This is a genomic window from Pseudomonas sp. FP2254 (assembly GCF_030687695.1).
GTDB lineage: Bacteria > Pseudomonadota > Gammaproteobacteria > Pseudomonadales > Pseudomonadaceae > Aquipseudomonas > Aquipseudomonas quebecensis.
This window is the reverse complement of record NZ_CP117444.1, coordinates 2,125,902-2,149,519: the sequence shown is the minus strand read 5'-3', so window position 1 is coordinate 2,149,519 and position 23,618 is coordinate 2,125,902. Positions and strand designations below refer to the sequence as shown.

The 23,618-nt window shown below is 60.6% G+C and carries 22 protein-coding genes and 1 pseudogene; 17 read left to right on the top strand and 6 right to left on the bottom strand.

Annotated features, from left to right (window positions below; translation table 11 throughout):
• Positions 1-14 precede the first annotated feature (14 nt).
• Positions 15-359 carry an FKBP-type peptidyl-prolyl cis-trans isomerase gene (locus tag PSH94_RS09995; RefSeq protein WP_266248815.1) on the bottom strand — a complete coding sequence of 115 codons (345 nt, stop codon included), beginning with the start codon at positions 357-359 and terminating at the stop codon, positions 15-17.
• 394 nt (positions 360-753) lie between these two features.
• Between PSH94_RS09995 and PSH94_RS09990 the strand changes: the two genes are divergently transcribed.
• The 5 genes and pseudogenes from PSH94_RS09990 to PSH94_RS09970 all read left to right on the top strand — a co-directional run bounded on the left by PSH94_RS09990 (position 754) and on the right by PSH94_RS09970 (position 5,080).
• Complete coding sequence (locus tag PSH94_RS09990; protein WP_305437307.1) at positions 754-999, top strand: DUF3077 domain-containing protein; 246 nt, start codon at positions 754-756, stop codon at positions 997-999.
• Positions 1,000-1,234: 235 nt separating this feature from the next.
• Complete coding sequence (locus tag PSH94_RS09985) at positions 1,235-2,122, top strand: nitrilase family protein (protein ID WP_181080753.1); 888 nt, start codon at positions 1,235-1,237, stop codon at positions 2,120-2,122.
• Between the two features lie 54 nt (positions 2,123-2,176).
• Positions 2,177-3,088: pseudogene (locus PSH94_RS09980) on the top strand (hypothetical protein); the annotation flags it as partial.
• Positions 3,089-3,211: 123 nt separating this feature from the next.
• Complete coding sequence (locus PSH94_RS09975) at positions 3,212-4,708, top strand: helix-turn-helix transcriptional regulator (protein ID WP_305437306.1); 1,497 nt, start codon at positions 3,212-3,214, stop codon at positions 4,706-4,708.
• 102 nt (positions 4,709-4,810) lie between these two features.
• Positions 4,811-5,080, top strand: a complete 270-nt coding sequence (locus PSH94_RS09970) for a DUF1652 domain-containing protein (RefSeq protein WP_181080750.1) — start codon at positions 4,811-4,813, stop codon at positions 5,078-5,080.
• A gap of 81 nt (positions 5,081-5,161) precedes the next feature.
• Here PSH94_RS09970 and PSH94_RS09965 read toward each other — a convergent pair whose 3' ends face one another.
• Together PSH94_RS09965 and PSH94_RS09960 are read right to left on the bottom strand one after the other, a co-directional pair.
• On the bottom strand, positions 5,162-5,470 hold the full coding sequence (locus PSH94_RS09965; RefSeq protein WP_181080749.1) for an RcnB family protein: 309 nt from the start codon (positions 5,468-5,470) through the stop codon (positions 5,162-5,164).
• Between the two features lie 59 nt (positions 5,471-5,529).
• A complete protein-coding gene (locus PSH94_RS09960; RefSeq protein ID WP_266248809.1) occupies positions 5,530-6,420 on the bottom strand; it encodes a hypothetical protein in 891 nt (296 codons plus the stop codon).
• Positions 6,421-6,789: 369 nt separating this feature from the next.
• Here PSH94_RS09960 and PSH94_RS09955 point away from each other — a divergent pair, with 369 nt between their 5' ends.
• Both PSH94_RS09955 and PSH94_RS09950 read left to right on the top strand, forming a co-directional pair.
• Complete coding sequence (locus PSH94_RS09955) at positions 6,790-7,347, top strand: helix-turn-helix domain-containing protein (RefSeq protein ID WP_285428919.1); 558 nt, start codon at positions 6,790-6,792, stop codon at positions 7,345-7,347.
• Positions 7,348-7,358: 11 nt separating this feature from the next.
• A complete protein-coding gene (locus PSH94_RS09950) occupies positions 7,359-8,705 on the top strand; it encodes a glutamine synthetase family protein (RefSeq protein WP_181080746.1) in 1,347 nt (448 codons plus the stop codon).
• A 163-nt stretch (positions 8,706-8,868) separates the two neighbouring features.
• On the opposite strand, the gene PSH94_RS09945 is transcribed toward PSH94_RS09950, so the two are convergent.
• A complete protein-coding gene (locus PSH94_RS09945; RefSeq protein ID WP_181080745.1) occupies positions 8,869-9,762 on the bottom strand; it encodes a LysR family transcriptional regulator in 894 nt (297 codons plus the stop codon).
• A gap of 129 nt (positions 9,763-9,891) precedes the next feature.
• On the opposite strand from PSH94_RS09945, the gene PSH94_RS09940 reads away from it, so the two are divergent.
• The 6 genes from PSH94_RS09940 (at position 9,892) to PSH94_RS09915 (ending at position 17,593) form a co-directional block, all read left to right on the top strand.
• Entirely contained in the window at positions 9,892-11,538 is a 1,647-nt protein-coding gene (locus PSH94_RS09940; protein WP_181080744.1) for a GMC family oxidoreductase, read from the top strand.
• A 65-nt stretch (positions 11,539-11,603) separates the two neighbouring features.
• Entirely contained in the window at positions 11,604-13,226 is a 1,623-nt protein-coding gene (locus PSH94_RS09935; protein ID WP_305437305.1) for an MFS transporter, read from the top strand.
• Positions 13,227-13,398: 172 nt separating this feature from the next.
• Complete coding sequence (locus PSH94_RS09930) at positions 13,399-15,348, top strand: DNA topoisomerase III (RefSeq protein WP_305437303.1); 1,950 nt, start codon at positions 13,399-13,401, stop codon at positions 15,346-15,348.
• A 135-nt stretch (positions 15,349-15,483) separates the two neighbouring features.
• Positions 15,484-15,924, top strand: coding sequence for a CBS domain-containing protein (locus PSH94_RS09925; protein ID WP_181080740.1), 441 nt, complete (start codon positions 15,484-15,486; stop codon positions 15,922-15,924).
• 8 nt (positions 15,925-15,932) lie between these two features.
• Entirely contained in the window at positions 15,933-16,778 is an 846-nt protein-coding gene (locus tag PSH94_RS09920; protein WP_181080739.1) for an NAD-dependent protein deacetylase, read from the top strand.
• Between the two features lie 485 nt (positions 16,779-17,263).
• Entirely contained in the window at positions 17,264-17,593 is a 330-nt protein-coding gene (locus PSH94_RS09915; RefSeq protein WP_034097212.1) for a hypothetical protein, read from the top strand.
• Positions 17,594-17,713: 120 nt separating this feature from the next.
• Here PSH94_RS09915 and PSH94_RS09910 read toward each other — a convergent pair whose 3' ends face one another.
• Positions 17,714-18,616, bottom strand: a complete 903-nt coding sequence (locus tag PSH94_RS09910; protein WP_181080738.1) for a LysR family transcriptional regulator — start codon at positions 18,614-18,616, stop codon at positions 17,714-17,716.
• A 133-nt stretch (positions 18,617-18,749) separates the two neighbouring features.
• Here PSH94_RS09910 and PSH94_RS09905 point away from each other — a divergent pair, with 133 nt between their 5' ends.
• From PSH94_RS09905 to PSH94_RS09890, 4 genes are all read left to right on the top strand, one after another.
• Entirely contained in the window at positions 18,750-19,448 is a 699-nt protein-coding gene (locus PSH94_RS09905; RefSeq protein ID WP_034097208.1) for a CoA transferase subunit A, read from the top strand.
• A gap of 34 nt (positions 19,449-19,482) precedes the next feature.
• A complete protein-coding gene (locus PSH94_RS09900) occupies positions 19,483-20,142 on the top strand; it encodes a CoA transferase subunit B (RefSeq protein WP_034097206.1) in 660 nt (219 codons plus the stop codon).
• 11 nt (positions 20,143-20,153) lie between these two features.
• On the top strand, positions 20,154-21,335 hold the full coding sequence (locus PSH94_RS09895; protein ID WP_253506453.1) for an acetyl-CoA C-acetyltransferase: 1,182 nt from the start codon (positions 20,154-20,156) through the stop codon (positions 21,333-21,335).
• Positions 21,336-21,525: 190 nt separating this feature from the next.
• Positions 21,526-22,326, top strand: coding sequence for a DUF4349 domain-containing protein (locus PSH94_RS09890; RefSeq protein WP_181080736.1), 801 nt, complete (start codon positions 21,526-21,528; stop codon positions 22,324-22,326).
• Between the two features lie 21 nt (positions 22,327-22,347).
• Here PSH94_RS09890 and PSH94_RS09885 read toward each other — a convergent pair whose 3' ends face one another.
• A complete protein-coding gene (locus PSH94_RS09885; RefSeq protein WP_266248792.1) occupies positions 22,348-23,433 on the bottom strand; it encodes a DUF1615 domain-containing protein in 1,086 nt (361 codons plus the stop codon).
• Positions 23,434-23,618 lie beyond the last annotated feature (185 nt).

Below are 23,618 nucleotides of genomic sequence, written 5' to 3'. Positions count from 1 at the left end.
TAGGTGAGTAGGCGTCAATCATCCCGCGTCAGAACTTCCAGCAACTCGATCTCAAAGTACAAATCACTGTTGGGCTTGATATGCGCACCCATCGAACGCTCGCCATACGCAAGGTGCGCCGGCACGAACAATTTACGCACCCCACCCACCTGCATCCCCATCAGGCCCTGATCCCAACCCTTGATCACACGCCCGGTGCCGATCACGCACTGGAAGGGCTTGCCGCGTTCCCAGGAGGAATCGAACACGGTGCCGTCCGCCAGCGTGCCGGTGTATTGAGTGGTGATCAGCGCGCCTTTGACCGCGGCCTTGCCGGAGCCTGGGCGGATGTCAGTGATCTGGAGTTCGTTGGAGTTCATGGAGGGCTCGTTGCTGGGACAAAGGCTGGGGTTTTCCCAGAATTGAGGGCGATTGGCAAGTGTAGGAAGTGTCGCAGTCGTGACATTTCCCTTTAATTTGCAGGACGTTTCCGAGAGAATCCCAGCCGCTTGCGCCGCTCTAATCACGTGGCTAGTCTTCGCCGGTCACTGCCAATTCAGTGACTCGGGTTTGGTAGACCACGAATGATTAGGCGCAAAGCGCCCCCTTCTGCAAGGCGCTTTTTTCGGCCCTGCGTTATGGTGGCCGTGCGCAGGGCACCTTCGGGTGCGCCGGGTCCTAATCACCGGTCTACCAATCTGCGTACGGTCACCGCCTTAAAATCGTTTGGTAGCGATGGTGGTGGCTTTCCAACTTAGATTAGGAGTTGAACCCATGGACAAACTTGTCCCCGCCCCACCGGCCTCAGAACCGCCATTTTTCACCACAACCCCGGACCTCAGTTTCGAAGATGCCCTGGCCCACGCCAGGAGCGTACTGCGTTGCGCAGCCGTGGCGGCACAGACGGCGGGCGAGCAACTGGATGGCACATCGAGGACGCTGGTGCTTTCGGTCATGCACTTGATAGACATGGCGAGCGTGATGGTGGATCGATCGCTGGAGTATGTACAACAGCGCTGAAACAACGCCAGCCCCAGTGGCCCGGGAGCATGTTCCATGCCTCCTGGGGCTGGCAGCAAAACTGCGACGCGCAGCGCCGCAACTCGTTGAAAATTACTACCAGAGATCTAAGAAAACAGAGAAAAGAAATGGGCTACAACGTGACAGGAATCACCTGACTTCCATTTAATTATCGGCCCGCCTCTTACTGAACATTCAACCACTTCCGGTTGCATAACAATAAGAGGTTTACCTCATGAACTCTCCAATAAGCCCCGCCCGCGTCGCCGTCATTCAGTTCGACCCACAGGTTGGAATAGCCAATCGAGAAGACAACCTGCGTCAAAGCCTCGCGCTCGCAGCCGAAGCGGCAAACGGTGGCGCCAATCTGATCGTGCTGCCGGAATTGTCCAATTGCGGATATTTCTTCAGCAGCCGGCAGGACGCATTCGATCACGCAGAGCCTGTGCCGAACGGACCAAGCGTTCGCGAATGGACGGACTTTGCCTGCAGGCACCAGGTGTACCTGGCAGCCGGTCTGAACGAGATAGACGGCAGTCAGCTGTTCAACACAGCAGTGTTGCTGGGACCCGATGGGTTCATAGGCAAGTACCGCAAAGCCCATCTATGGAACCTGGAAAAGCTCTGGTTCACACCCGGCGACACCGGGTTTCCGGTGTTTGAAACGCCCATAGGCCGCATCGGCCTGTTGATCTGCTGGGACATCTGGTTCCCGGAAGTGCCACGTATCCTCAGCCAACAAGGCGCCGATATTATCTGCAGCCTGAACAACTGGGTGTGGACGCCGCCGCCGCTGTTCGATGAAGCCGGCAAGTGCATGGCCTCGTACCTGACCATGACCGCCGCGCATGTGAACAACGTGTTTATCGCCGCCGCCAGCCGCATTGGCCAAGAGCGGGATGCACGCTACCTCGGCTGCTCGTTGATTGCCGGAACCAATGGCTGGCCGATCGGTGAAGTGGCGTCGGCCAATCGCCAGGAAATTCTATTTGCCGACATCGACGTCACCAGCGCCCGCAGCGCGCCGATCTGGAACAGCCTCAATGACCTGCAACGCGACCGACGCAATGATCTATACGATCAGATGCTGGGCTATGCCCATCATCCTGCCCTGCCTCGCTGAGCGGAGGGCCATTCATGGAGCCTTTACTGACCAAGAAGACGTCCGCGCGTTCACGCCTGGTGGGCAAGCCGACAGGGCAAAGCCTGGCAGGGCTTTTCCATCTCTTATGGCACTGGCTTATGGCCCTGGCTGGTGACCAGCTCATTGATCGGCCTATTGCTCAGTAACCTGCTGTGGGGCTGGAGTGTCACGGCAGACACTTGGCAGCCGACCTTCGCGGCGTTTGTTTCATTGCCGGCAGCGATGGTGCTGATGTTTGGCGGTGGCTGGAAGGTCACCCTCAACGGCGCAGTGCTGAGCGCGCTGCTGGTTACGCCCATGTGCCTGCTGATCGTGAACCTGGTGTGCGTACCGATGGGCTTGCCCGCTGTAATCGGCAACGTGCTGGGCATGGCAATCGGGAGCGTCCTTGCATTCATACTGTGCCATCGGGTGCCCTCGCTGGTGCGTTCGAACTGCATCGCCCCAGAGAGGCCGGCCCCTGTTGCGCCTGCTCGCTATGGTGTGGTCTGGAGCGTGCGTCGAGTGCTGGCCGACTTTTCCGAAGCGCCATTTTTCGGCAATGAACTGGCCAGTCTCGGTCTGTTGGCGGGTGTGTTGCTCGCCTATGCGCTCAACCCGATAAGTCCGGCGTATGGCTCGGGCCTGCTCTTGTACATGATCGGCGCACAGGCAATGACATCGGCAGCTGGGGTGGTGATATGGCGCCGGCAATGGATACGGCACGGCTGGTATCCCACCTACGTTCCGCTGGTGTCAGTGGTCCCGGCGGCTGTGTTGACCCATGGCGGAAGCTGGACGGTAATGGGAGCCAGTGCACTGCTTGGCGCGCTGATCGCACCACCGCTGGCCTTTGCGATTGCGTCGAGGCTACCCGGGCATTTTCACCCCTATATCGGCAACGTGATCTCAATGGCGTTGAGCACGCTGATGATCGTGCCGATCGTGGGCTGGCTGGCGAGTTAACGTTTCGCGGGCACGGGCCGAACCAATCGGCCCGTGCATTCGCCTCCCGCACTGGGAAATGGCTCTGCACTATCATGAGGCCAGGGTGTCGTAATTTGCATGCGCCCATACTCAGGAGAAACCATGCCCCAGGATGTCCTTGCCAAAGAAACCAACCGCCGCCAGCTGCAGCAGATCATCTCCGGACTCTCCGACGGCATCATCCTGGCCGAAGTCGACCAGACAATCCTTTGGGCCAATGAAGCCGCGCTGACCATGCACGGGGTGGATGATGTCGCGGCATTGGGCGCCAATACCCGGGAATATGCTGAACGCTTTGCCTTGCGTTATCGCAATAATCATCCCGTGCAGTTGGAAAACTACCCCCTCGCCCGCGCGGCGGCTGGTGATGAATTCAGCGATGTGGTGGTGGAGGTCACCCCCACCGCCGGCGAAGAGAAAACCTGGGTTCACCGCCTACGCAGCCTGGTGATCAGCGATGCCCGTGGTGAGCCTGAATTGCTGGTGCTGATCCTCAGCGACGCCACTGAATGGGCCAGCGCCGAGCAGCGTTTCGAAAAAACCTTCAATGCCAACCCGGCGCCCGCAGTGATCTGCCGCCTGAGCGACCTGCGTTACATCAAGGTGAACCAGGGCTTCCTGGAAATGACCGGCTATAACCGCGACCAGGTCATCGGCCGCTCGGTGTACGAGCTCGACGTGCTCGAACACGCCGAGCGCAGGGACCTGGCCATTCAGCGCCTGGGCGAAGGTGCGACTATTCCACAGATGCAGGCCGAGCTGAAACTGCCCGAAGGCGGCAGCAAGTTGGTGATCGTCGCTGGCCAGCCGCTGGATATGAATGAAGAAGATTGCATGCTGTTCTCCTTCACCGACCTGGAACCGCGACGCAAGGCGGAAATCGCTTTGCGCCAGAGTGAAGAGCGCTTCGCCAAATCGTTCCGCCTGACGCCGGTGCCGACGCTGGTGTGCAACGCCGCCAACCGGCAAGTGGTGGATATCAACGAAGCCTTCATGACTATCACCGGGCACACCAGTGAAGAATTGATCGGCAAATCCATCGAAGACATCCACTTCATCGACAGCCCGCAAGCGGGCGCCCAGCTCTTCGCCACCCTGGAAAAAGCCGGCAATCTCGACGGCCAGGACCTCAAGGTGCGCAAGAAAGGCAATGAGGTCATCGACTGCGTGGTGTGGGCCGACACCGTAGTCATTCAGGATATGCCGTGCTATCTGCTGGTGATGATGAACATCACCGAGCGCAAACGCTCCGAACTGGAACTGGTGGCGGCCATTGAGGAAGTGATGCAGGACGCGTCCTGGTTCAGCCAGACGTTGATCGAGAAACTGGCCAATGCCAAGGGCGTCAACAGCCCCGACCTGCCGAACGTGGCGTTTACCGACCTCACCGCCCGCGAGCGCGACGTGCTGGGCCTGATCTGCGAAGGCCTGGCCGACAAGGAGATCGCTCTGCGTCTGAAACTGGCGCCCAATACGGTGCGCAACCATGTCGCGACGGTGTATTCCAAGCTGGGTGTGCACAGCCGCAGCGCGGCAATCGTCTGGGCCCGTGAGCGCGGGCTGTTTGCCGGGGAATTACGCCTTAAAAAAAGGCGCTGATCATGCAAATGCACTAGTGCAGCTAGTGCGAATTCGCCTTATAGCGCAGCGGTGCAATCAATAACCTTTCAGGCGTCGAATTGGATGCCTGAAGGAACCCGAATGTTTACCCTCGCTCAACTGCGAAATTGCATCGAAGAAGGCCTGTCGCCACTGACCTGCGAATTTACTCTGTGTCGGGATGCCTCATTGACCCTCAAGGTCTATGACGCCGAAACCGGCCGAGTGGACCTGGTAGTGACCGGGATCAGCACCAACCGGCTGCAGACCCAAGAGCAAGTGAAAAAAATGGTGGAAGAGCTGCGCTACGAGTTGCAAAGCAACAATGTGGGCAAGCTCACGCTGGACGACCTTCCTTTATCGACCACGTAATAAAACCCGCTCTCCTGCGGCAGGTAACACGGCCCTTGCGGCCGGTTACCTTTATCCGAGGCACTTGACGTTACCAGCGGGTTACTTCTTGACGGGGGTAATCTCGAGGATCGTACCGTTAGTGGTTTTGAGCAGCACAAACTTGTCGCCCACACGCGTCCATTGGCTTTCTTCCTCTGGTTGTTTGAGGCCGCGTTTTTTCCAGTCGGTGACCGCGGACTCCTTGCGCATCAGCATATCCGGCGCGCGATCGCCCTCTTTCAAATCACGGGCGTTAATGTTGGAAGGTTGCACGGTTTCCTGCGGAGTATCACCGGCCTGCGCGACAAAGCTGGCGGTGGACAGGCTGGCGGCGACCAGCAGGCAGGCGGTTAGAATTTTGGATTTCATGGGTGCTCCTTCAATGAATGATGCGTACCCAGGTTCAGACCCCTGGCGCGCGCAATCATTCACCGCATGAAATCCGCTTGATATCGCGCACTGTGCTTGTGCCACTCCAGGTTCCCCGCGATCCAGGCTTTGAGCCCGTTGAGATAACGCTTCAATAACGGACTTGCCTCTTTGAGCAGTACACGCTCCGCCGCTTCGTATTCCAGCATCACGCCGTCATGGATATCAGCAATCCTGTCTATCGCCTCTTGAAGCGAGCACTGGTGTTGTGCCGCAAGCAGATACGGCAGTTTGAACGTACCCACCTCGTTCAAATGCTCCTTATAGGCCGAGTACAAATCGTTGACTAATGTGGTCGCTAGCGCCGCCAGCGCAGTGACTCGGTGGACCTGCGGCTGCGAATACAGATTAGCCGGGACTTCATAGCCACCGATGGCGTCAATCAATACCAGGCACGGCCAGAAGCTGTTGATATGACGACTGGCAAGGTACTCAGCGACGGTCGGCCGGGAGTCATAAACACGCCACGCCCCCTCGGCGGCCATTGCCACAAACATCGCGATACTGATTTGACGCACCCTGGCGACTTGGGACGGCGTGCAAAACTGGCCGACGCGCTGCATATAGGCGCGCAGCCCCACCAGTACCGGATCGCCGTTGAGCTGGATCTCCAGTTGGGCGTCGAAGGGCGTGGGCAGGTAAGCGGGGTCCATGGCGGCAATCGCGAACGATAAACGCGGGGCGACCTGACCGGGGTCGCAACCCAGTGAGCGGTCATCGCAGTAATGGTCGTCGACGGCAAACAGCGCCGCCAGGCACTGGCCTTGCAACAACAGGCGGTCGGGATCGTCGGTGTCCACATGACACAACATGGCATAGCGACCGAAATCCGAGGCGCGGATGTTGTCCCACTTGCCAGGGAAAATGCCGATGTGTTCAATCCATTCCATCAGTCGTTCATTCACCACCCGCCCCAATGCGTTATCTATGCGCATGGGAGATGGGCAACGAAGCGCACGCACCTTAAAAGGCGGAATAACCGACGGTGGGGCAGCCGAAAATGGGTCCATAGCAATATGCCTGATCGTTGTGACTGGGCGGTACCGCTGACCCGACTGCGTGAGTGATGTCTAGGAAAATTAGCCAAGAACTTAACGTTTCGCCATGTCGAGGTTAGAACAGGTGGCTCTCTCTGCCTATTTACCTGATTGACGGGCACTTCATCACGGGCCTCGCCACCGGGATCGCCCACCGATGTGTCGATTGCTATCGTGAAATTAATCCTGTAATTTTTCATGAAATTTTACGAAATAAATTTCATGACCCCACAAGAAGAACTCGCCACCCTTGCCGCGCTGATCCATGACTTGCGCAAGCACAAGAAGCTCACCCTCGCCCAGCTGGCGCAGAAAATCGAGCGCTCGGTAGGCTTTCTCTCTCAGGTCGAACGCGGTTTGTCGCGCCCGACCGTGGCCGACCTGACCGCCATCAGCCACGCCCTCGACGTGCCCACCACCTACTTTTACAGCCAGCCCAAGCCCAAGGCGATTGAGTGGGTAACCCGCCCCAGCGAGCGGCGCACGGTGTATTACGCCAATGGCATCACCGACATCCTGGTGTCGCCGAGCATGAGCGGCGCTTTTTCCATCCTCGACAGTCTGCTGGCGCCGGGCGCCAACAGCGGTGAACAGACCATGAGCGACCGCGCCGAACAGGCCGGTTTTGTGCTGGAAGGCGAATTGACGCTGTGGGTAGACGGTGAAAACGACGCGGTCACGCTCGGCCCCGGCGACAGCTTTCACCTGGCCAGTTTCGCCCATTGCCGCTACGCCAACCTCACCGACCTGCCCGCCCGCGTGCTGTGGGTTTACAACTAGGAGCATTACCCGTGAAAAGCCAATCCGCCACGCTGCTGGCCGAAGTACGGACCTTTCGCCAGCACCATCCGGACGTGCGTTATGTCGACTTGATCGCCCTGGACATTCCCGGGCATTTCTATGGCAAACGCTACCCGATCGAGATGCTCGAAAAGGTCGCCGCCGGCAGCCCGTTGAAGCTGCCGCAGAATGCCGTGCTGCTCGGCGCTCAAGGCGGCCTGTTCAAGATTGGCGACTACTGCTTCCACGATGGCGACCCGGACGCGAATCGGCGTCTGGTGCCGGGCACGCTCAAGCCGGTGAGCTGGGAATCGCAGCCCCTGGGCCAGATGCTGATCACCTCCGACGGCACCGAAGCCCCTATCGAATTCGAACCCCGCGAAGTGCTGGCCAAGGTGCTGCAGCGCCTGCACCACAAGGGCATCCATCCGGTGGTGGCGTTCGAACTGGAGTTTTATCTGTTCGACAAAACCCTCGATCATGGCCTGCCGCAATTTGCCCGTGACCCGCTGAGCGACGACGCCGACGACCAGCCCACCCTGCACATTGATCGACTGTCGCGCTTCTCAGGCGTCCTGGACGACATGGCGCAGACGGCCAAGGACCAGGGCATCGACATCACGGTGATTACCGCCGAACTCGGCCCCGGCCAGTTCGAAATCAATTTCGGCCACCTCGACGACGGCTTGCGCGCCGCCGACTGGGCCGCGCTGTTCTGCCGCAGCACGCGCGGCGTGGCCCTCAAGCACGGTTACCGCGCCAGCTTCATGGCCAAGCCGTACTTGCAATACCCTGGCAGCGGCATGCACGTGCACGTCAGCCTGTATGACGGCGCGGGCAACAACCTGCTGGCGGCGCATCAGCAGCAACCGCTGCGCCACGCCGTGGCCGGGTGCCTGGAATTGCTGCCCCATTGCATGCCGATCTTCTCGCCCAACCACAATGCCTTCCGCCGCCTGGGCGGCACCGTCAACGCCGCCACCCGCGCCTGCTGGGGTTTCGAGGACCGCGATGCGTGCGTTCGCATCCCCGACTCCGACCCGCGCAACCTGCGGATCGAACACCGTCTGGCCAGCGCCGATGCGAACCCGTATTTGGTGCTGGCGGCGATCCTCGCCGGCCTGGAACATGGCCTCGACGCCCAGCGCGAGCCCATCGCCCCGCTGAACGAAGACCGCAACAGCGGCGCCGACTTCCCATTGGACATGCTCGACGCCGTACGCACCATGCAGCAGCACGCCAGCGTGCGCGATAAGCTGGGCGCCGAATTTGTCGACGTGTATTGCGAGAACAAGCGCCAGGATCATCTGGCCTTTCAACAAGAAATCAACGCGCGGGAATACCGCTGGTTTCTTTAACCTCGGCTCACCACAGGGGGAACGGCGCACACAGTGGTTGTGGTGAGGGGGCTTGTCGAATCGTCGCACCGCCCGCGCTGGGCCGCGAAGCGGCCCCAATACAGGCGCTGAGATTTTGTGTTGGGTCAGCGTCCAGTTTCAGGGCCGCTTCGCAGTCCGGCGCTCAATTGGACTCACCGAGCAACAGCTTTTGCTCCCGCGCGCACAGCTCCACCACGTAATCCCACAACACCCGCAGCCGCACCGACTTGTGCAACTCGCGACGCGAGCTGATCCAGTAGCTGCGCTGAATCCGCTCCCCCGGCAGCAACGGCACCAATTGCGGGTCGGACGCCGCCATAAAGCACGGCAACACTGCAATCCCCAGCCCCGAGCGCGCGGCGTGGTGTTGGGCAATGACACTGGTGCTGTGGAACACCACTTTGGGGTTGCGGCAAAAGCTGCTGAGCAGTTTGAGTTCCTGGCTGAACAGCAGGTCATCGACGTAATCGATCCAGGCATGGGTGGCGAGGTCTTCGCGTTTTTCGATGGGCGGGTGGCGGTCCAGATAAGCGCGACTGGCGTAGAGGGCCAGGCGGTAGTCGGTGAGTTTGCGGGTAACGAGTTGGTCGACGCTGGGGCGTTCGAGGTGGATGCTGATCTCCGCTTCGCGGTTGAGGATGCTGACGAAGCGCGGCACAGCCACCAGTTCCACTTCCAGCCCCGGATAACGTTCGAACAGGCCGCCCATGCGTCCGGCGAGGAACATCACACCCAGGCCTTCAGCCACACCGAGGCGGATCTTGCCCAGGGGCGCGGCGGTGTGGGTGAGTTCGTCTTCGGCCAGCAGCGCGACGTTTTCCATGGCTTCGGCGTGCTTGAGCAGGGCTTCGCCGGAAGGGGTCAACTCGTAACCGTGGGCGTGCTGCACGAACAGTGCGGTGCCCAGGCTCTTCTCGATGGCCTCGATATGCCGCGCCACCGTGGCGTGGGTGGTCTTCAGGCGCTGGGCGGCGGTGAGCAGACGACCGCTGCGTTGCAATTCGAGAAAAAACCGCAAGTCATTCCAGTCGAACATGTCGCCTCCTGTGCGTGGGCCGTCGCAGCGCTGTTTATAAACGCACAGCAGCTGGGTAAAAACTAACATTTTTAAGACGAAAACTAACAACTAGGATGGGGGCAATAAGAAAAACAAGCGAGACTTCAGATGCCCACTGCAGCTGCTGAATATGATTACGTCGTAGTAGGCGCCGGCCCCGCCGGTTGCCTGCTGGCCAATCGACTGTCCGCCAACCCCGCCCACCGCGTACTGCTGTTGGAAGCCGGCGGCCGCGACAACTATCCCTGGATCCACATCCCCGTCGGCTATCTGTTCTGCATCGGAAACCCGCGCACCGACTGGTGCTTCAAAACCGAAGCCCAGCCGGGCCTGCAGGGGCGCGCGTTGAGCTATCCCCGAGGCAAAGTGCTGGGCGGTTGCTCCTCCATCAACGGCATGATCTACATGCGCGGCCAGGCCCGTGACTACGATGGCTGGGCCGCCGAAGGCAACGCCGGCTGGGCGTGGAAGGACGTACTGCCGCTGTTCAAGCACAGCGAAAACCACTTTGCCGGTGGCTCGGAATTTCACAGTAATGGCGGCGAATGGCGCGTCGAACAGCAACGACTGTCGTGGCCGATCCTGGATGCTTTTCGCGAAGCGGCAGCGCAAAGCGGCATCGCTAATGTCAGCGATTTCAACCAGGGCGATAACGAAGGCTGCGGCTACTTCCAGGTCAATCAGAAGGCCGGGGTGCGCTGGAATGCGGCCAAGGCGTTCCTCAAACCCGTCCGCCAACGCCCCAATCTCACCGTGATCACCGAAGTGGAAGTCGACCGTGTGCTGCTGGAAAACGGGCGTGCCTCTCAAGTGGTCGGGCGCCGGCTCGGCCAGCCCGTGAGTTGGAAAGCCCGCCGGGAGATCATCCTGTGCGCCGGTTCGGTGGGCTCGCCGGGCATCCTGCAACGTTCGGGAATCGGGCCGTCCAAAGTGCTCAAACCCTTGGGCATCAATGTGCTGCACGAATTGCCCGGCGTGGGCGGCAACCTGCAGGATCACTTGCAGCTGCGGCTGATCTACAAACTGGAAAACGCGCGCACCCTCAACCAGATCGCCGGCACCGTGTGGGGCAAGATGGGCATGGGCCTGCGTTACCTGTACGACCGCAGCGGCCCGTTGTCGATGGCGCCCAGTCAGCTCGGCGCGTTTGCGCGCTCGGGGCCGGAGCAGGCCTCGGCCAACCTCGAATATCATGTGCAGCCGTTGTCCCTGGAGCGCTTCGGCGAACCGTTGCACGGCTTTCCCGCGTTCACCGCCTCGGTGTGCGATCTGCGCCCGCACAGCCGTGGCCGGGTCGATATCCGCTCGGCCAACCCGGCGGACGCGCCACTGATCCAGCCCAACTACCTCAGCCACCCCGAAGACCTGCGCGTGGCCGCCGATGCCATCCGCCTGACGCGGCGCATCGTCGCGGCGCCGGCCTTGAGCCAGTTCAAACCGGTGGAATACTTGCCGGGCGAGTCGCTGCAAACCCAAGAGCAACTGCACGAAGCCGCCGCGCGCATCGGCACGACGATTTTCCACCCGGTGGGCACTTGCCGCATGGGCAGCGATAAAGACGCGGTGGTCGACGCCCAATTGCGCGTGCATGGCATCCCCGGCCTGCGTGTCGCCGATGCCTCGATCATGCCGCGCATCACTTCCGGCAATACCTGCTCACCCACGCTGATGATCGCGGAAAAAGCCGCGCAGCTGATCCTTTCGCCGAACACAAGGAGCTTCGCACCGGAGAAAGAACCGGTTCACGCAATCTGAATAGCGGCGCCACACCCGGCGCCGACAGTGGAACAACAATAAATAATCACTGTGAGGGCTACCCGATGTCAGACCACGCTCAACCCCTGGGCTCGGCAATAAACGCGAGCACCGGCAACGATTCCAAAAAAGTCATCTTCGCCTCGTCCCTGGGGACGGTGTTCGAGTGGTATGACTTTTTCCTCTACGGCGCCCTCGCGGCGGTGATCAGCAAACAGTTCTTTGCCGGGGTCAACGACACCACGGCGTTTATCTTTGCCTTGATGGCCTTCGCGGCCGGCTTTGTGGTGAGGCCGTTCGGCGCACTGGTGTTCGGCCGCCTGGGCGACATGATCGGGCGCAAATACACGTTCCTGGTGACCATCATCCTGATGGGCGTGGCGACCTTCTGCGTCGGGCTGTTGCCCAACTACGCCAGCATCGGCATTGCCGCGCCGATCATCCTGATCGTGCTGCGCATGCTGCAGGGCCTGGCGCTGGGCGGTGAATACGGCGGTGCCGCCACGTATGTCGCCGAGCACGCACCGTTCGGCAAGCGCGGGTTCCACACCAGCTGGATCCAGTCCACCGCCACCATCGGCCTGCTGCTTTCACTGTTGGTGGTACTGGCATGCCGCTATTTCACCGGCGACCAGTTCGAAGTCTGGGGCTGGCGGATTCCGTTCCTGTTTTCCATCGTGCTGCTGGGCATCTCCACCTGGATCCGCATGAGCCTGCATGAGTCGCCGGCCTTTCTGAAAATGAAAGAGGAAGGCAAGGCCAGCAAGGCGCCGATCCGCGAGTCGTTCGGTAAATGGGAAAACCTCAAAGTGGTGCTGATCGCGCTGTTCAGCATCAACGGCGGGCAGGCCGTGACCTTCTACGCGGCGCAGTTCTACGTGCTGTTCTTCCTCACCCAGTTCCTGCGGATGGACCCGGCCCTGGCCAACATGCTGCTGATTATCAGCGTGGTAATTGGCGCGCCGTTCTTCATCCTGTTCGGCTGGCTGTCGGACAAAATCGGGCGCAAACCGGTGCTGATGCTCGGCCTGCTGCTTGCCACTGCGCTGTATTTCCCGATCTTCAAGGGCCTGGCGCACTACACCAACCCGGCGATGGACCAGGCCAGCCGCCAGGCGCCGATCATCGTGCTGGCCGACCCGGCCACCTGTACCTTCCAATTCGACCCGGTGGGCAAGGCGCGGTTTGACAGCCCATGCGACAAGGTCAAGACCTTTCTGGTCAAACAAGGCCTGCCTTACACCAGCGCCGCCGCGCCGGCCGGCAGCCCGGTACAGGTGAGCGTGGGCGATGTGCGCATCGACGGTTTTGACGAAGCGGCCCTGCGTGGCGCCGTGACCCTGGCCGGTTACCCGTCTTCGGCGGATGTGGCGCAGGTCAACAAAGTCATGGTGGTGGCGCTGATCGTGCTGCTGATCCTGATCGCGGCCATGTGCTACGGCCCGCTGGCGGCGTTGATGGTGGAGCTTTTCCCGACACGCATCCGCTACACCTCGATGTCCCTGCCCTACCACATCGGTAACGGGTGGTTCGGCGGGTTCCTGCCGACCGTATCGTTTGCGCTGGTGGTATACACCGGCGATATCTTCTACGGCCTGTGGTACCCGGTGGTGGTGACGGGGGTGAGCCTGATTGTCGGGTTGTTCTGCCTTAAGGAAACGCGGTACGTGGATATCGATAGCAACTGAATAAGCGGCAAGCGGCAAGCTTCAAGCTGCAAGTAAAAGCCAATCGGCTCTTTCTTGCCGCTTGCAGCTTGCCGCTTGAAACTTCCAGCTGTACATCCATACAGATAATGGTTGCTCAAATCCATCCGACTGAGCATCCTGCAAAGCATCTACCCGATCTGATGTGATGACCATGCGGCTGTACCTTTGTGAAAAACCCTCCCAGGCCAAGGACATTGCGGCGGTGCTCGGTGCCAGTCGTCGTGGCGATGGGTGTTGGCTGGGCAATGGGGTCACGGTCACCTGGTGCATTGGGCACCTGCTGGAAACCGCCCCGCCCGATGCCTACGACGCCAAGTACAAACGCTGGGTGCTGGCCGACCTGCCGATCGTGCCGGACAAATGGAAGATGCTGGTCAAACCCAAGACCGCCAGCCAGTTCAAGGCGGTCAAGCGCTTGCTGGGGGAAGCCCAGGAACTGGTGATCGCCACCGACGCCGACCGTGAGGGCGAGATGATCGCCCGCGAGCTGGTGGAGCATTGCCGCTATCGGGGGCCGATCCAGCGGTTGTGGTTGTCGGCGCTGGACGACGCTTCGATTCGCAAGGCGCTGGCCGCCCTCAAGCCCGGCGCCGACACCTTCAGCCTGTACCACTCGGCCCTGGGCCGCTCCCGCGCCGACTGGCTGATCGGCATGAACATGAGTCGTCTGTTCACGCTGCTGGGGCGTCAGTCCGGTTACCAAGGCGTGTTGCCGGTAGGCCGGGTGCAAACGCCCACCTTGCGCCTGGTGGTGGACCGCGACCGCAGCATCGCCGATTTCGTGCCGGTGGCTTACTGGGCCATCGATGTGGACCTGCGCCACGCACACATGACCTTCACGGCCCAATGGCGCGCCGCCGAGGATGCCTGCGACGACCAGGGCCGCTGTCTCAACTCGCAACTGGCGCAGGCCGCCGCCGATGCCATGGGCAACGCCACCAGCGCGCGCCTGGTAAAGCTGCGCACCGAACGCATGCGCGAGGTGGCGCCCTTGCCTTTCGACCTGGGCACTCTGCAGGAAATCTGCTCGAAGAAACTCGGCCTCGGCGCACAGGAAACTCTGGACATTGCCCAATCCCTCTACGAAACCCACAAGGTCATCACCTACCCGCGCAGCGATTGCGGCTACTTGCCGCTGAGCCAGCACGGCGAGGCACCGAAGATTCTCGCCGCGCTGGGACGTGCCGATCCGGTGGTCGGCGACCTGATGCCGCATATCGATCCCCAGCGACGCTCGCGGGCATGGAACGATGCCAAAGTCAGCGCCCACCACGGCATCATTCCCACCGGGGCCGGCAAGGATGTGGGCCAGCTCAGCGGCAAGCACCGCGCGGTGTACACCTTGATTCGCGCACGCTATCTGGCGCAGTTCCTGCCCAACCACGAATACGATCGCACTCAGGCGGATTTCGACTGCGCCGGTTTTGCCCTGCGCGCGGTGGGCAAAGTGGTGATCGAGCCAGGCTGGAAACGCGCCCTGCCCGAAGCACTCGCACCCACCAAGGGCCGCGAAGCGCCAGCGCCCCAGGCCCTACCGGCGCTGGTGCAGGGCCAGGATTACGCAGTAGCCAAGGTCACGCTCAAGGACCTGTGGACCCAGCCACCCAAACCCTTTACCGAAGGCGACCTGATCAAGGCGATGAAAAACGTGGCCAAACTGGTGGAGGACCCGCTGCTCAAGCAAAAGCTCAAGGACACCACCGGCATCGGCACCGAAGCCACTCGCGCCGGTATTATCCAGGGGCTGCTCGACCGCGGTTACCTGGTCAAGAACGGCAAGGCGCTGGCCGCCACGCCAGCGGCATTCAGCCTGATCGACGCGGTGCCCCGCGCCATCGCCGACCCCGGCACCACCGCCATCTGGGAACAAGCGTTGGACATGGTGCAAAGCGGTGAAATGAGTCTGGAGGAATTCGTCGCCAAACAGGCGGCCTGGATGAGCAAGCAGGTGGCGCGTTGCAATGGCCTGCGCATGACCATCACCGGCCCGGCCAGCCCGGCAGGCCGAGGAGCGACGCCGTGGAAAAACAAACGCAAGGCAGCCGCTCGCAAGACATCGACCAGCCCAAAACGGGCAAAAAAACCGGTAAATAGCGGATAAACACCAAAAAAAGCGGGCCAGTGACGTTTTTCGACAGGTTTAACGCCGCATTGGTCCTTGCTAGCACGCAGGCCGTCTAGGATTCTGTAGGGGTTGCACTGAATTCCTGATAACAACAACACCGGAGTGGCCGCCATGAAAACCGTTGCACAGCTGCTGAAAGCCAAAGACCAGAAAAACCAGGACGTCCACACCATCCAATGGGATCACACTGTGTTTGAAGCCCTGATGCGGATGTCGGAAAAAAACGTGGGGGCATTACCGGTCGTCCGAGACAACGAAGTGGTGGGCATCATCAGCGAGCGTGACTACGCGCGCAAAATCATGCTTAAGGGCCTGTCGTCGCTGACCACCAAGGTGCACGAGGTGATGAGCGCGCCGGTGATCACGGTGGATACCCATAAACGCGTCGAAGAATGCATGAACATCATGACCGACAGTCACCTGCGTCACCTGCCCGTGGTCGAAGACGGCAAATTGCTGGGCCTGCTCTCTATCGGTGATCTGGTCAAGGAGGCCATCGCCGAGCAGGCTGACCTGATCAGGCAACTGGAGCAGTACATCCGCGGCGAATAGGAGAAACCATGCTCGAATCCCTGGCGCATCAGCAGGACCACCTCGACACCCTGTATCGGGCCATGGCCGATCGGCGCTTTCTGGTGTTGACCGGTGCAGGCATCAGCACGCCCTCAGGCATCCCGGACTACCGCGACCGCGAAGGCGTGCGCCGAGGCAAGGCGCCGATGATGTACCAGGAATTCCTGGCCACCCCGCAGGCGCGGCGGCGTTACTGGGCGCGCGCCATGCTGGGCTGGCCGCGCGTACGCGTCGCACAACCGAATGCAGCGCATCGGGCGCTGGCGACGCTACAACAACGCCGGCGCATCAGCGGGTTGATTACGCAAAATGTCGACGCCCTGCACGATCAGGCCGGCAGCCAGGAAGTGATCGAACTGCACGGCAGCCTGCACCGCGTGCTGTGCCTGGACTGCCAGCAGCGCAGCCAGCGCGATGCGATCCAGCATCTGATGGAAACCCAGAATCCCTACCTGGCGGGCGTCGATGCCGTACAGGCGCCCGATGGCGACACGCTGCTCGACCCGGCCTTCGAAGCGCGCTTTGAGGTGCCCCACTGCCCGCATTGCAACGGCGAACGGTTGAAACCGGACGTGGTGTTTTTCGGTGAGAACGTCGCCCCGCCTACTGCCGCCAAGGCAATGGCGGCGGTGGAACAGGCTGAAGGATTGCTGGTGGTGGGCTCCTCGCTGATGGCCTATTCGGCGTTTCGCTTGTGCAAGGCCATGGTCGAGCAAGGCAAACCGGTCATCGCCATCAACCTGGGTAAGACCCGAGGCGATGAGTTGTTGCAGGTAAAGATCGAAGGCTCGTGCGAGCAGCTTCTCCCCTTGCTGGCGGACCGTTTGCAGTAGCTCCCCTTCTCCACCGCAGCGACCGACCAGCGCAAAAAATGACGCTTGAGTCACGCCCCTGCCGTATCTCCCCGTCCCCACGACGAATTATGTAGTGAGCAAAAATAATCACTACATAACCGTTGACGTAACCTTTTTGTCCTTGCATGATCAAGGCGTCTCCCGGATCGGGAGCGTTGGTAACAAGCGTTTTGAAAGAGCTCGTCTGACCGCCGAGCTGTTTTTTCCGGATGTGCACTGCCCACAAGGCAGATTGATGAAGCTGACCGACCTCGAAAGAGCACGGTACAAGAAGCTCGAATGCTCCTTGTCTTCGTTATGAAAGCATTGCGTAGCAGTTCATCAGCAAGACTACATGCATCAGGTTCAAGACCCTGCCCGTATTCGGCAGACAGTTACTGACGCCCGGTTATTGAAGCCGGAGACAACTAAGCAGTTTTAACGGAACCAACTGATAGATCGCCAACTGGTCAAGGGGCTTACACATGAATCTGAACAACCAACCAACTATCGATGAATTGGCTGAGATGTTCGCAGCGCAGAAAGACACACTCGACGACCATATCCTGTGGATTGGCAAATCGGGCGAAGTCAAGATCGACTGCCTGGCGCCCCACACCGAAGAAGCCGAGTTCGACCGTAACAACCGTGAACTGGCGGCGCGCTTGAAGATGTATCGCCGCGGCCAGGGTTATGTCGGCAAGAAGGCCGCTGCCGATCGCAACTTTATCGAACAAGTATTCGACACACTTAACAATGCCTGGGAGTCTTTCAAAGACAGCTCTCAAGTAAAAGTTATTGATCGCTACTACTAGAAACACCTCGTTCAATGTGGGAGCTGGTTTGCCTGCGATAGCCATTAACGTTCAACGACAGTGTTGAAGTTAAGGCGTTATAACAGGCAAGCCATCTCCCACACTTGTTTGCGCCGCGGGTCAAAACGTTGGAAATCGGCCCTTGCCCGCCTCATCGCGAAAAATATCGAACATCACTTGTGCCGCCGCCGACAATTCATGCCCTGGCTTGGTCAGCACACCAATCGGTCGTTCGATCACCGGATCACGCAAGGTAATGCAATGCGCGCCAGCCTCCTCCATCTGCCTGGCGCACAACGCCGGCACGGCACTGACGCCCAAGCCGCTGGCTACCATTTTGCCCACAGTCGCCAATTGATGGCTTTCCAGTGCGACCGGCAGTTTCATCCGTAGCGCACCCAAATGCTCCTCCAGCATCACCCGGACCGTGGAAGGCCGTTGCAAGGTGATGAAGGGGTGTTCCAACAAGGTTTCCCAACCGATCTCGTCGCACTGCGCCAGCGGCGAATCCCCCGGCACGACCGCAATGAAACGATCCAGATACAACGGAGTAAAAGCCAGCGACGATCCTTCAGACGGCTCGAACGCCACGCCCAGCTCAACCTGGCGATCGCGCACCATCTCCAATACCTGCTCGTTGATCAAGTCGTGCACCGTCACGTTCACCTGTGGGTAACGCGCGCGGAATATCTTCAGGATCGGTGGCAACAGGTTGCCAGCAAACGACGGCATCGCCGCCACTGTGACGCGCCCGCGCTGCAACGTGAAGCGTTGGCGCAACTCATCCTCGGCGTTATCCCAATCGGCCATCAGTCGGCGCGCCAGGGGCAGCAGCGATTCACCCTCCGGGGTCAACGCCACGTTGCGTGTATTGCGGCTGAACAATCGCCCGCCCAAACCCTCTTCCAGGCCTTTGATGGTCAGGCTCAGCGCCGACTGGGAGAGGTGCAGACGCTCGCAGGCGGCAGCGAAACTCAGGCTCTGTGCCACGGCGAGGAAGGCACGCAGCTGTTTCACGGTCATGACGGTTCTCCGAGCGACGCTTCGACTATGCTGTTTTCTAAATCAATCAACCTTAAAAAACAACTTAACAAATCAATTCATCAGCGCAACACTCGGGCCATTGGCTGGCCCACAAACAATAAAAGAGGTGCATATGGCAGGTTTCGATAAACGCGTGGCGTCCTATGAAGAGGCGCTGGCAGGCCTGGAAGATGGCATGACGGTACTCGCCGGCGGCTTCGGCTTGTGCGGCATCCCGGAAAATCTCATTGCCGAAATCAAGCGCAAAGGCACCCGTGAGCTGACCGTGGTCTCCAACAACTGCGGCGTCGACGGTTTTGGCCTGGGCGTGCTGCTGGAAGAAAAACAGATTCGCAAAGTGATCGCGTCCTACGTCGGTGAAAACGCGCTGTTCGAGAAGCAGTTGCTCAGCGGCGAAATCGAAGTGGTGCTGACGCCCCAAGGCACTCTCGCCGAAAAAATGCGTGCAGGCGGTGCCGGTATCCCGGCGTTCTTTACCGCCACCGGCGTCGGCACCCCAGTGGCCGAAGGCAAGGAAACCCGCGAGTTCAACGGTCGCCCTTACCTGATGGAAGAATCCATCACCGGCGACTTCGCCATCGTCAAAGGCTGGAAAGCCGACCACTTCGGTAACGTGATCTACCGCCACACCGCTCAGAACTTCAACCCGCTGGCCGCTACCGCCGGCAAGATCACCGTGGTCGAAGTCGAGGAAATCGTCGAACCGGGCGAGCTGGACCCGGCGCAGATCCATACTCCTGGCATCTACGTCGATCGGATCATCTGCGGCACCTTCGAGAAGCGCATCGAACAGCGCACCGTGCGCAAATAATCCGCCTCCAGCCCGAACAATAAGGACACACAAAATGGCTCTTACCCGCGAACAAATGGCCCAGCGCGTCGCCCGCGAGATGCAGGACGGCTTTTACGTCAACCTCGGTATCGGCATTCCGACCCTGGTGGCCAACTACATCCCAGATGGCATGGAAGTCATGCTGCAATCGGAAAACGGCCTGCTCGGCATGGGTCCGTTTCCGACCGAAGACACCATCGACGCCGACATGATCAACGCCGGCAAACAGACCGTCACCGCGCGCATCGGTGCGTCGATTTTCTCTTCCGCCGAATCCTTCGCGATGATTCGCGGCGGCCATGTCGACCTCACCGTGCTCGGCGCGTTTGAAGTGGACGTGCAGGGAAACATCGCGTCGTGGATGATCCCCGGCAAACTGGTCAAGGGCATGGGCGGCGCCATGGACCTGGTGGCCGGCGCGGAAAACATCATTGTGATCATGACCCACGCGTCCAAGGACGGTGAATCCAAGTTGCTCGATCGTTGCAGCCTGCCGCTGACCGGTGCCCACTGCATCAAGCGCGTGCTAACGGACCTGGCGTACCTGGAAATCGAAAATGGCGCTTTTGTCCTCAAGGAACGCGCACCTGGCGTCAGCGTTGAAGAGATTGTGAGCAAGACCGCCGGTAAACTGATCGTCCCGGACCACGTTCCAGAAATGCACTTCCAGTGAGGACAGATTCCATGCAAGACGTCGTGATTGTTGCTGCCACCCGCACCGCCGTGGGCAGCTTTCAAGGTTCGCTGGCCAGCATCCCGGCTCCGGAACTGGGCGCTGCCGTGATCCGTCGCCTGTTGGAGCAGACCGGCCTGGACCCGGCCGAGGTCGATGAAGTGATCCTCGGCCAAGTGCTCACCGCAGGTTCGGGCCAGAACCCGGCACGCCAGGCCTCGATACTCGCCGGCCTGCCCCACGCGGTGCCGAGCCTGACCTTGAACAAGGTCTGCGGCTCGGGCCTCAAGGCGCTGCATCTCGGTGCCCAGGCCATCCGCTGCGGCGACGCCGAGGTCATCATCGCCGGCGGCATGGAGAACATGAGCCTGGCCCCCTACGTACTGCCTGCCGCGCGCACGGGCTTGCGCATGGGCCACGCCAAGATGATCGACAGCATGATCACCGACGGCCTGTGGGACGCGTTCAACGATTATCACATGGGCATTACCGCCGAGAATCTGGTGGACAAATACGGTATCAGCCGCGAAGCCCAGGACGCCTTTGCCGCCGCCTCGCAGCAAAAGGCCACTGCCGCCATCGAGGCCGGGCGGTTTGTCGATGAGATCACTCCGATCCTGATCCCTCAGCGCAAGGGCGACCCGATTACCTTCGCCGTGGATGAGCAACCGCGCGCCGGCACCACGGCCGAGTCCCTGGCCAAGCTCAAGCCGGCCTTCAAGAAAGACGGCAGCGTTACGGCGGGCAACGCCTCCAGTCTCAACGACGGCGCCGCTGCGGTGCTGTTGATGAGTGCCGACAAAGCCAAGGCCCTGGGGTTGCCGGTATTGGCCCGAATCGCCAGCTACGCCAATGCGGGCGTGGACCCGGCGATCATGGGCATCGGTCCGGTCTCGGCCACCCGCCGTTGCCTGGACAAGGCCGGTTGGCAGCTCAGCGACCTGGATCTGATCGAAGCCAACGAAGCCTTCGCCGCGCAATCCCTGGCGGTGGGCAAGGAGCTGGAGTGGGATGCGGACAAGGTCAACGTCAACGGCGGCGCCATCGCCATCGGCCACCCGATTGGCGCCTCGGGTTGCCGTGTGCTGGTGACCCTGCTGCACGAAATGATCAAGCGCGATGCCAGGAAAGGCCTGGCGACCCTGTGCATCGGTGGTGGCCAAGGCGTAGCCCTGGCGCTCGAACGCAGCTGATAAAAGCGCAGCGCAGCTCACGTGTGGGAGGGGCTGCCCCTCCCACATTAGATCGTCATGGCTGGTCAGGGTGAGGCACTGCGAACTCCGCATTCCAAGCCATCACCGTCAGCCCTATTGCACGAGGCTTTGCGTTAATACGCCGGACCCGCTTTAATCGCCGCCAACGTCTCCGCCCCAAGGAACCGCAATGCGCCATCTGGACGGCAACCCTCGCCCGCTTCGCGTCCCGTTATTGATTCTGCTGGCTGGCCTGGTACTGGTCGGCTGCTCGCCCAAAGAGCATTCCCGCGCCGCCGCCATCAATGGCGAACAGGGCCAAGCCGGGGCACAACTGGCCTACGAACATGAATTGACCCTGGCCTTGCCCGGCGCCCTGCTCGCGCCGCGCATGCAGGCCACCCGTGAGGCTTGTGAATCGGCACGGTTCGGCGCCTGCAATATCCTCGGCATTACCGAAGACGGCAATGGCGGGGCAATCATCCTGCGGATCGCGCCGACAGGTGTGGAACCGATGGTCAGGCTGGCCGCCGAAGGTGGAACGCTCGGACAGCGCGTCACCACGGCCGAAGATCTGGCCGACGCGGTGGCTGATGTAGGTCGCCGCCGGGATCGCCTGCAAGCCCAGCAACAGCGCCTCGATGAACTGGCCAAGCGCAAGGACATCAGCGTCAGCGACCTGATCGCCTTGAGCAAGGAACAGGCGAGCATTGAAAATGAACTGCAGGCACTCGCCCAGGTTGCCGCCGGCCAGCAGCGCCGCCTGGACACCAACCGCGTCACTCTCAACTTCCGCTCTTACGACGGCGCGAACCAGTCGTCACGCTTGAGTCGAATGTTCAGCAACCTGGGCACTAACCTGGTGGACGGCACCGCAGACGCCCTGGAGCGCGCCAGCTATGTGCTGCCGTTCTTGATCCTGGCATTCCCGGTGGTGTGGCTGTGGGTGTGGCTGTGGCGCCGGGTTGTGGTGAAGCGCAAAAACACCTGACGGGATTGAAATGACCAGCCCTCAGCGCTTCATGCAGCGCTGATAACGCTCATCCACGCGCTTGGCAAACCACGCCGTGGTCAGGTTGCGAGTGATCTTCGGGCTTTTGAGCACAATCCCCGGCAGAATCGCGCGCGGCATGGGTTTGCCGGCGGCCTTGTCGGCAAGCGCAAACACACGTTGGTACAGGGTGGTTTCCTCGAAATCCAACTGTTCACCTTGCTCCAGTTGGCTGCGGATGCTGGGGTTGCGCATGTCCAGCTTCGCGCCCAACGAACGCACCGCCAGCTCAGTGGTGCCGGGCAGCAATGAGCCGTAGCGTATCAAATCCCCATCCAGTGCCAGTTCGAGCCCCGAAGCCCGACTGACCGCCGCCTGGAACGCCGCATTGCGGCTGGCGTACCACCCGGCGTTAAAGTCGGCGAAGCGGTACAGCGGCTGATCATAGTTCACCGGGTAGCCCAGCAAATGGGCAATGCCAAAGTACATGCCGCCGCGACGGGTGAACACTTCACGTCGGATCGAACCGTCCACGGTGTAGGGATAATTCCGCGCCTGTTTCTGCGCAAAGTCGATGCTCACCTGCATCGGTCCGGCCGTGTGAACCGGGTTGAAACCGCCGAACAGCGTCTTGCCCAACGGCACCATGCTGATGAAGTCATCGAAAATACCGCTCAGGTCTTTCTCCGTGCGCGCGGCGCTCAGGCGCTCGGCGTAGCTCTTGCCGGTGGGCGAATTCAGTTGCAATGCGCTGCGCACCACAAAGGCCGGCACATGCACCTTGCCGGCACGGCGCAAGATTTCATCCTGGGCGATTTTGCCCATATTGGGCACCGGCGGGTCGACCTGGAAGGTGGACTCCTGCTCGGTCACCGCCAGCACCGCGCAGATATTTTCGGTGCTCGGGTAAATTTTCTGGGTATCAAAGGCCGTGTAGATATCCTGGGCCCAGCCATTGCGGTCCGTAACCTTGGCCGGCAGCAACCGCACGATCTGCGCCTTGACCTCGGCTTCGCTGCGTTCCGGTTGCTGCGGACCTCGGGCGGTGGAGCAACCCGCCAGTACCAGCAAGGGCAAAAGGCAGAGGATCAGGCGGCTTGAATACATGAAGATTCCTTGAGTGACGGCGGGCCGTGAGTTGCACGTTTCGACAGGTAAGTCTAACCAGGGTTCGTGGGTTCGGTAGGCTCGTCCGTTACGACCGGATGTGACAGCTGCCGAAACATCCCACGCAAGCGCCGGATAAGCTCTACTCCCCTGCCCCATAAACCTCTGCAAAGTCCCTCGCCTGA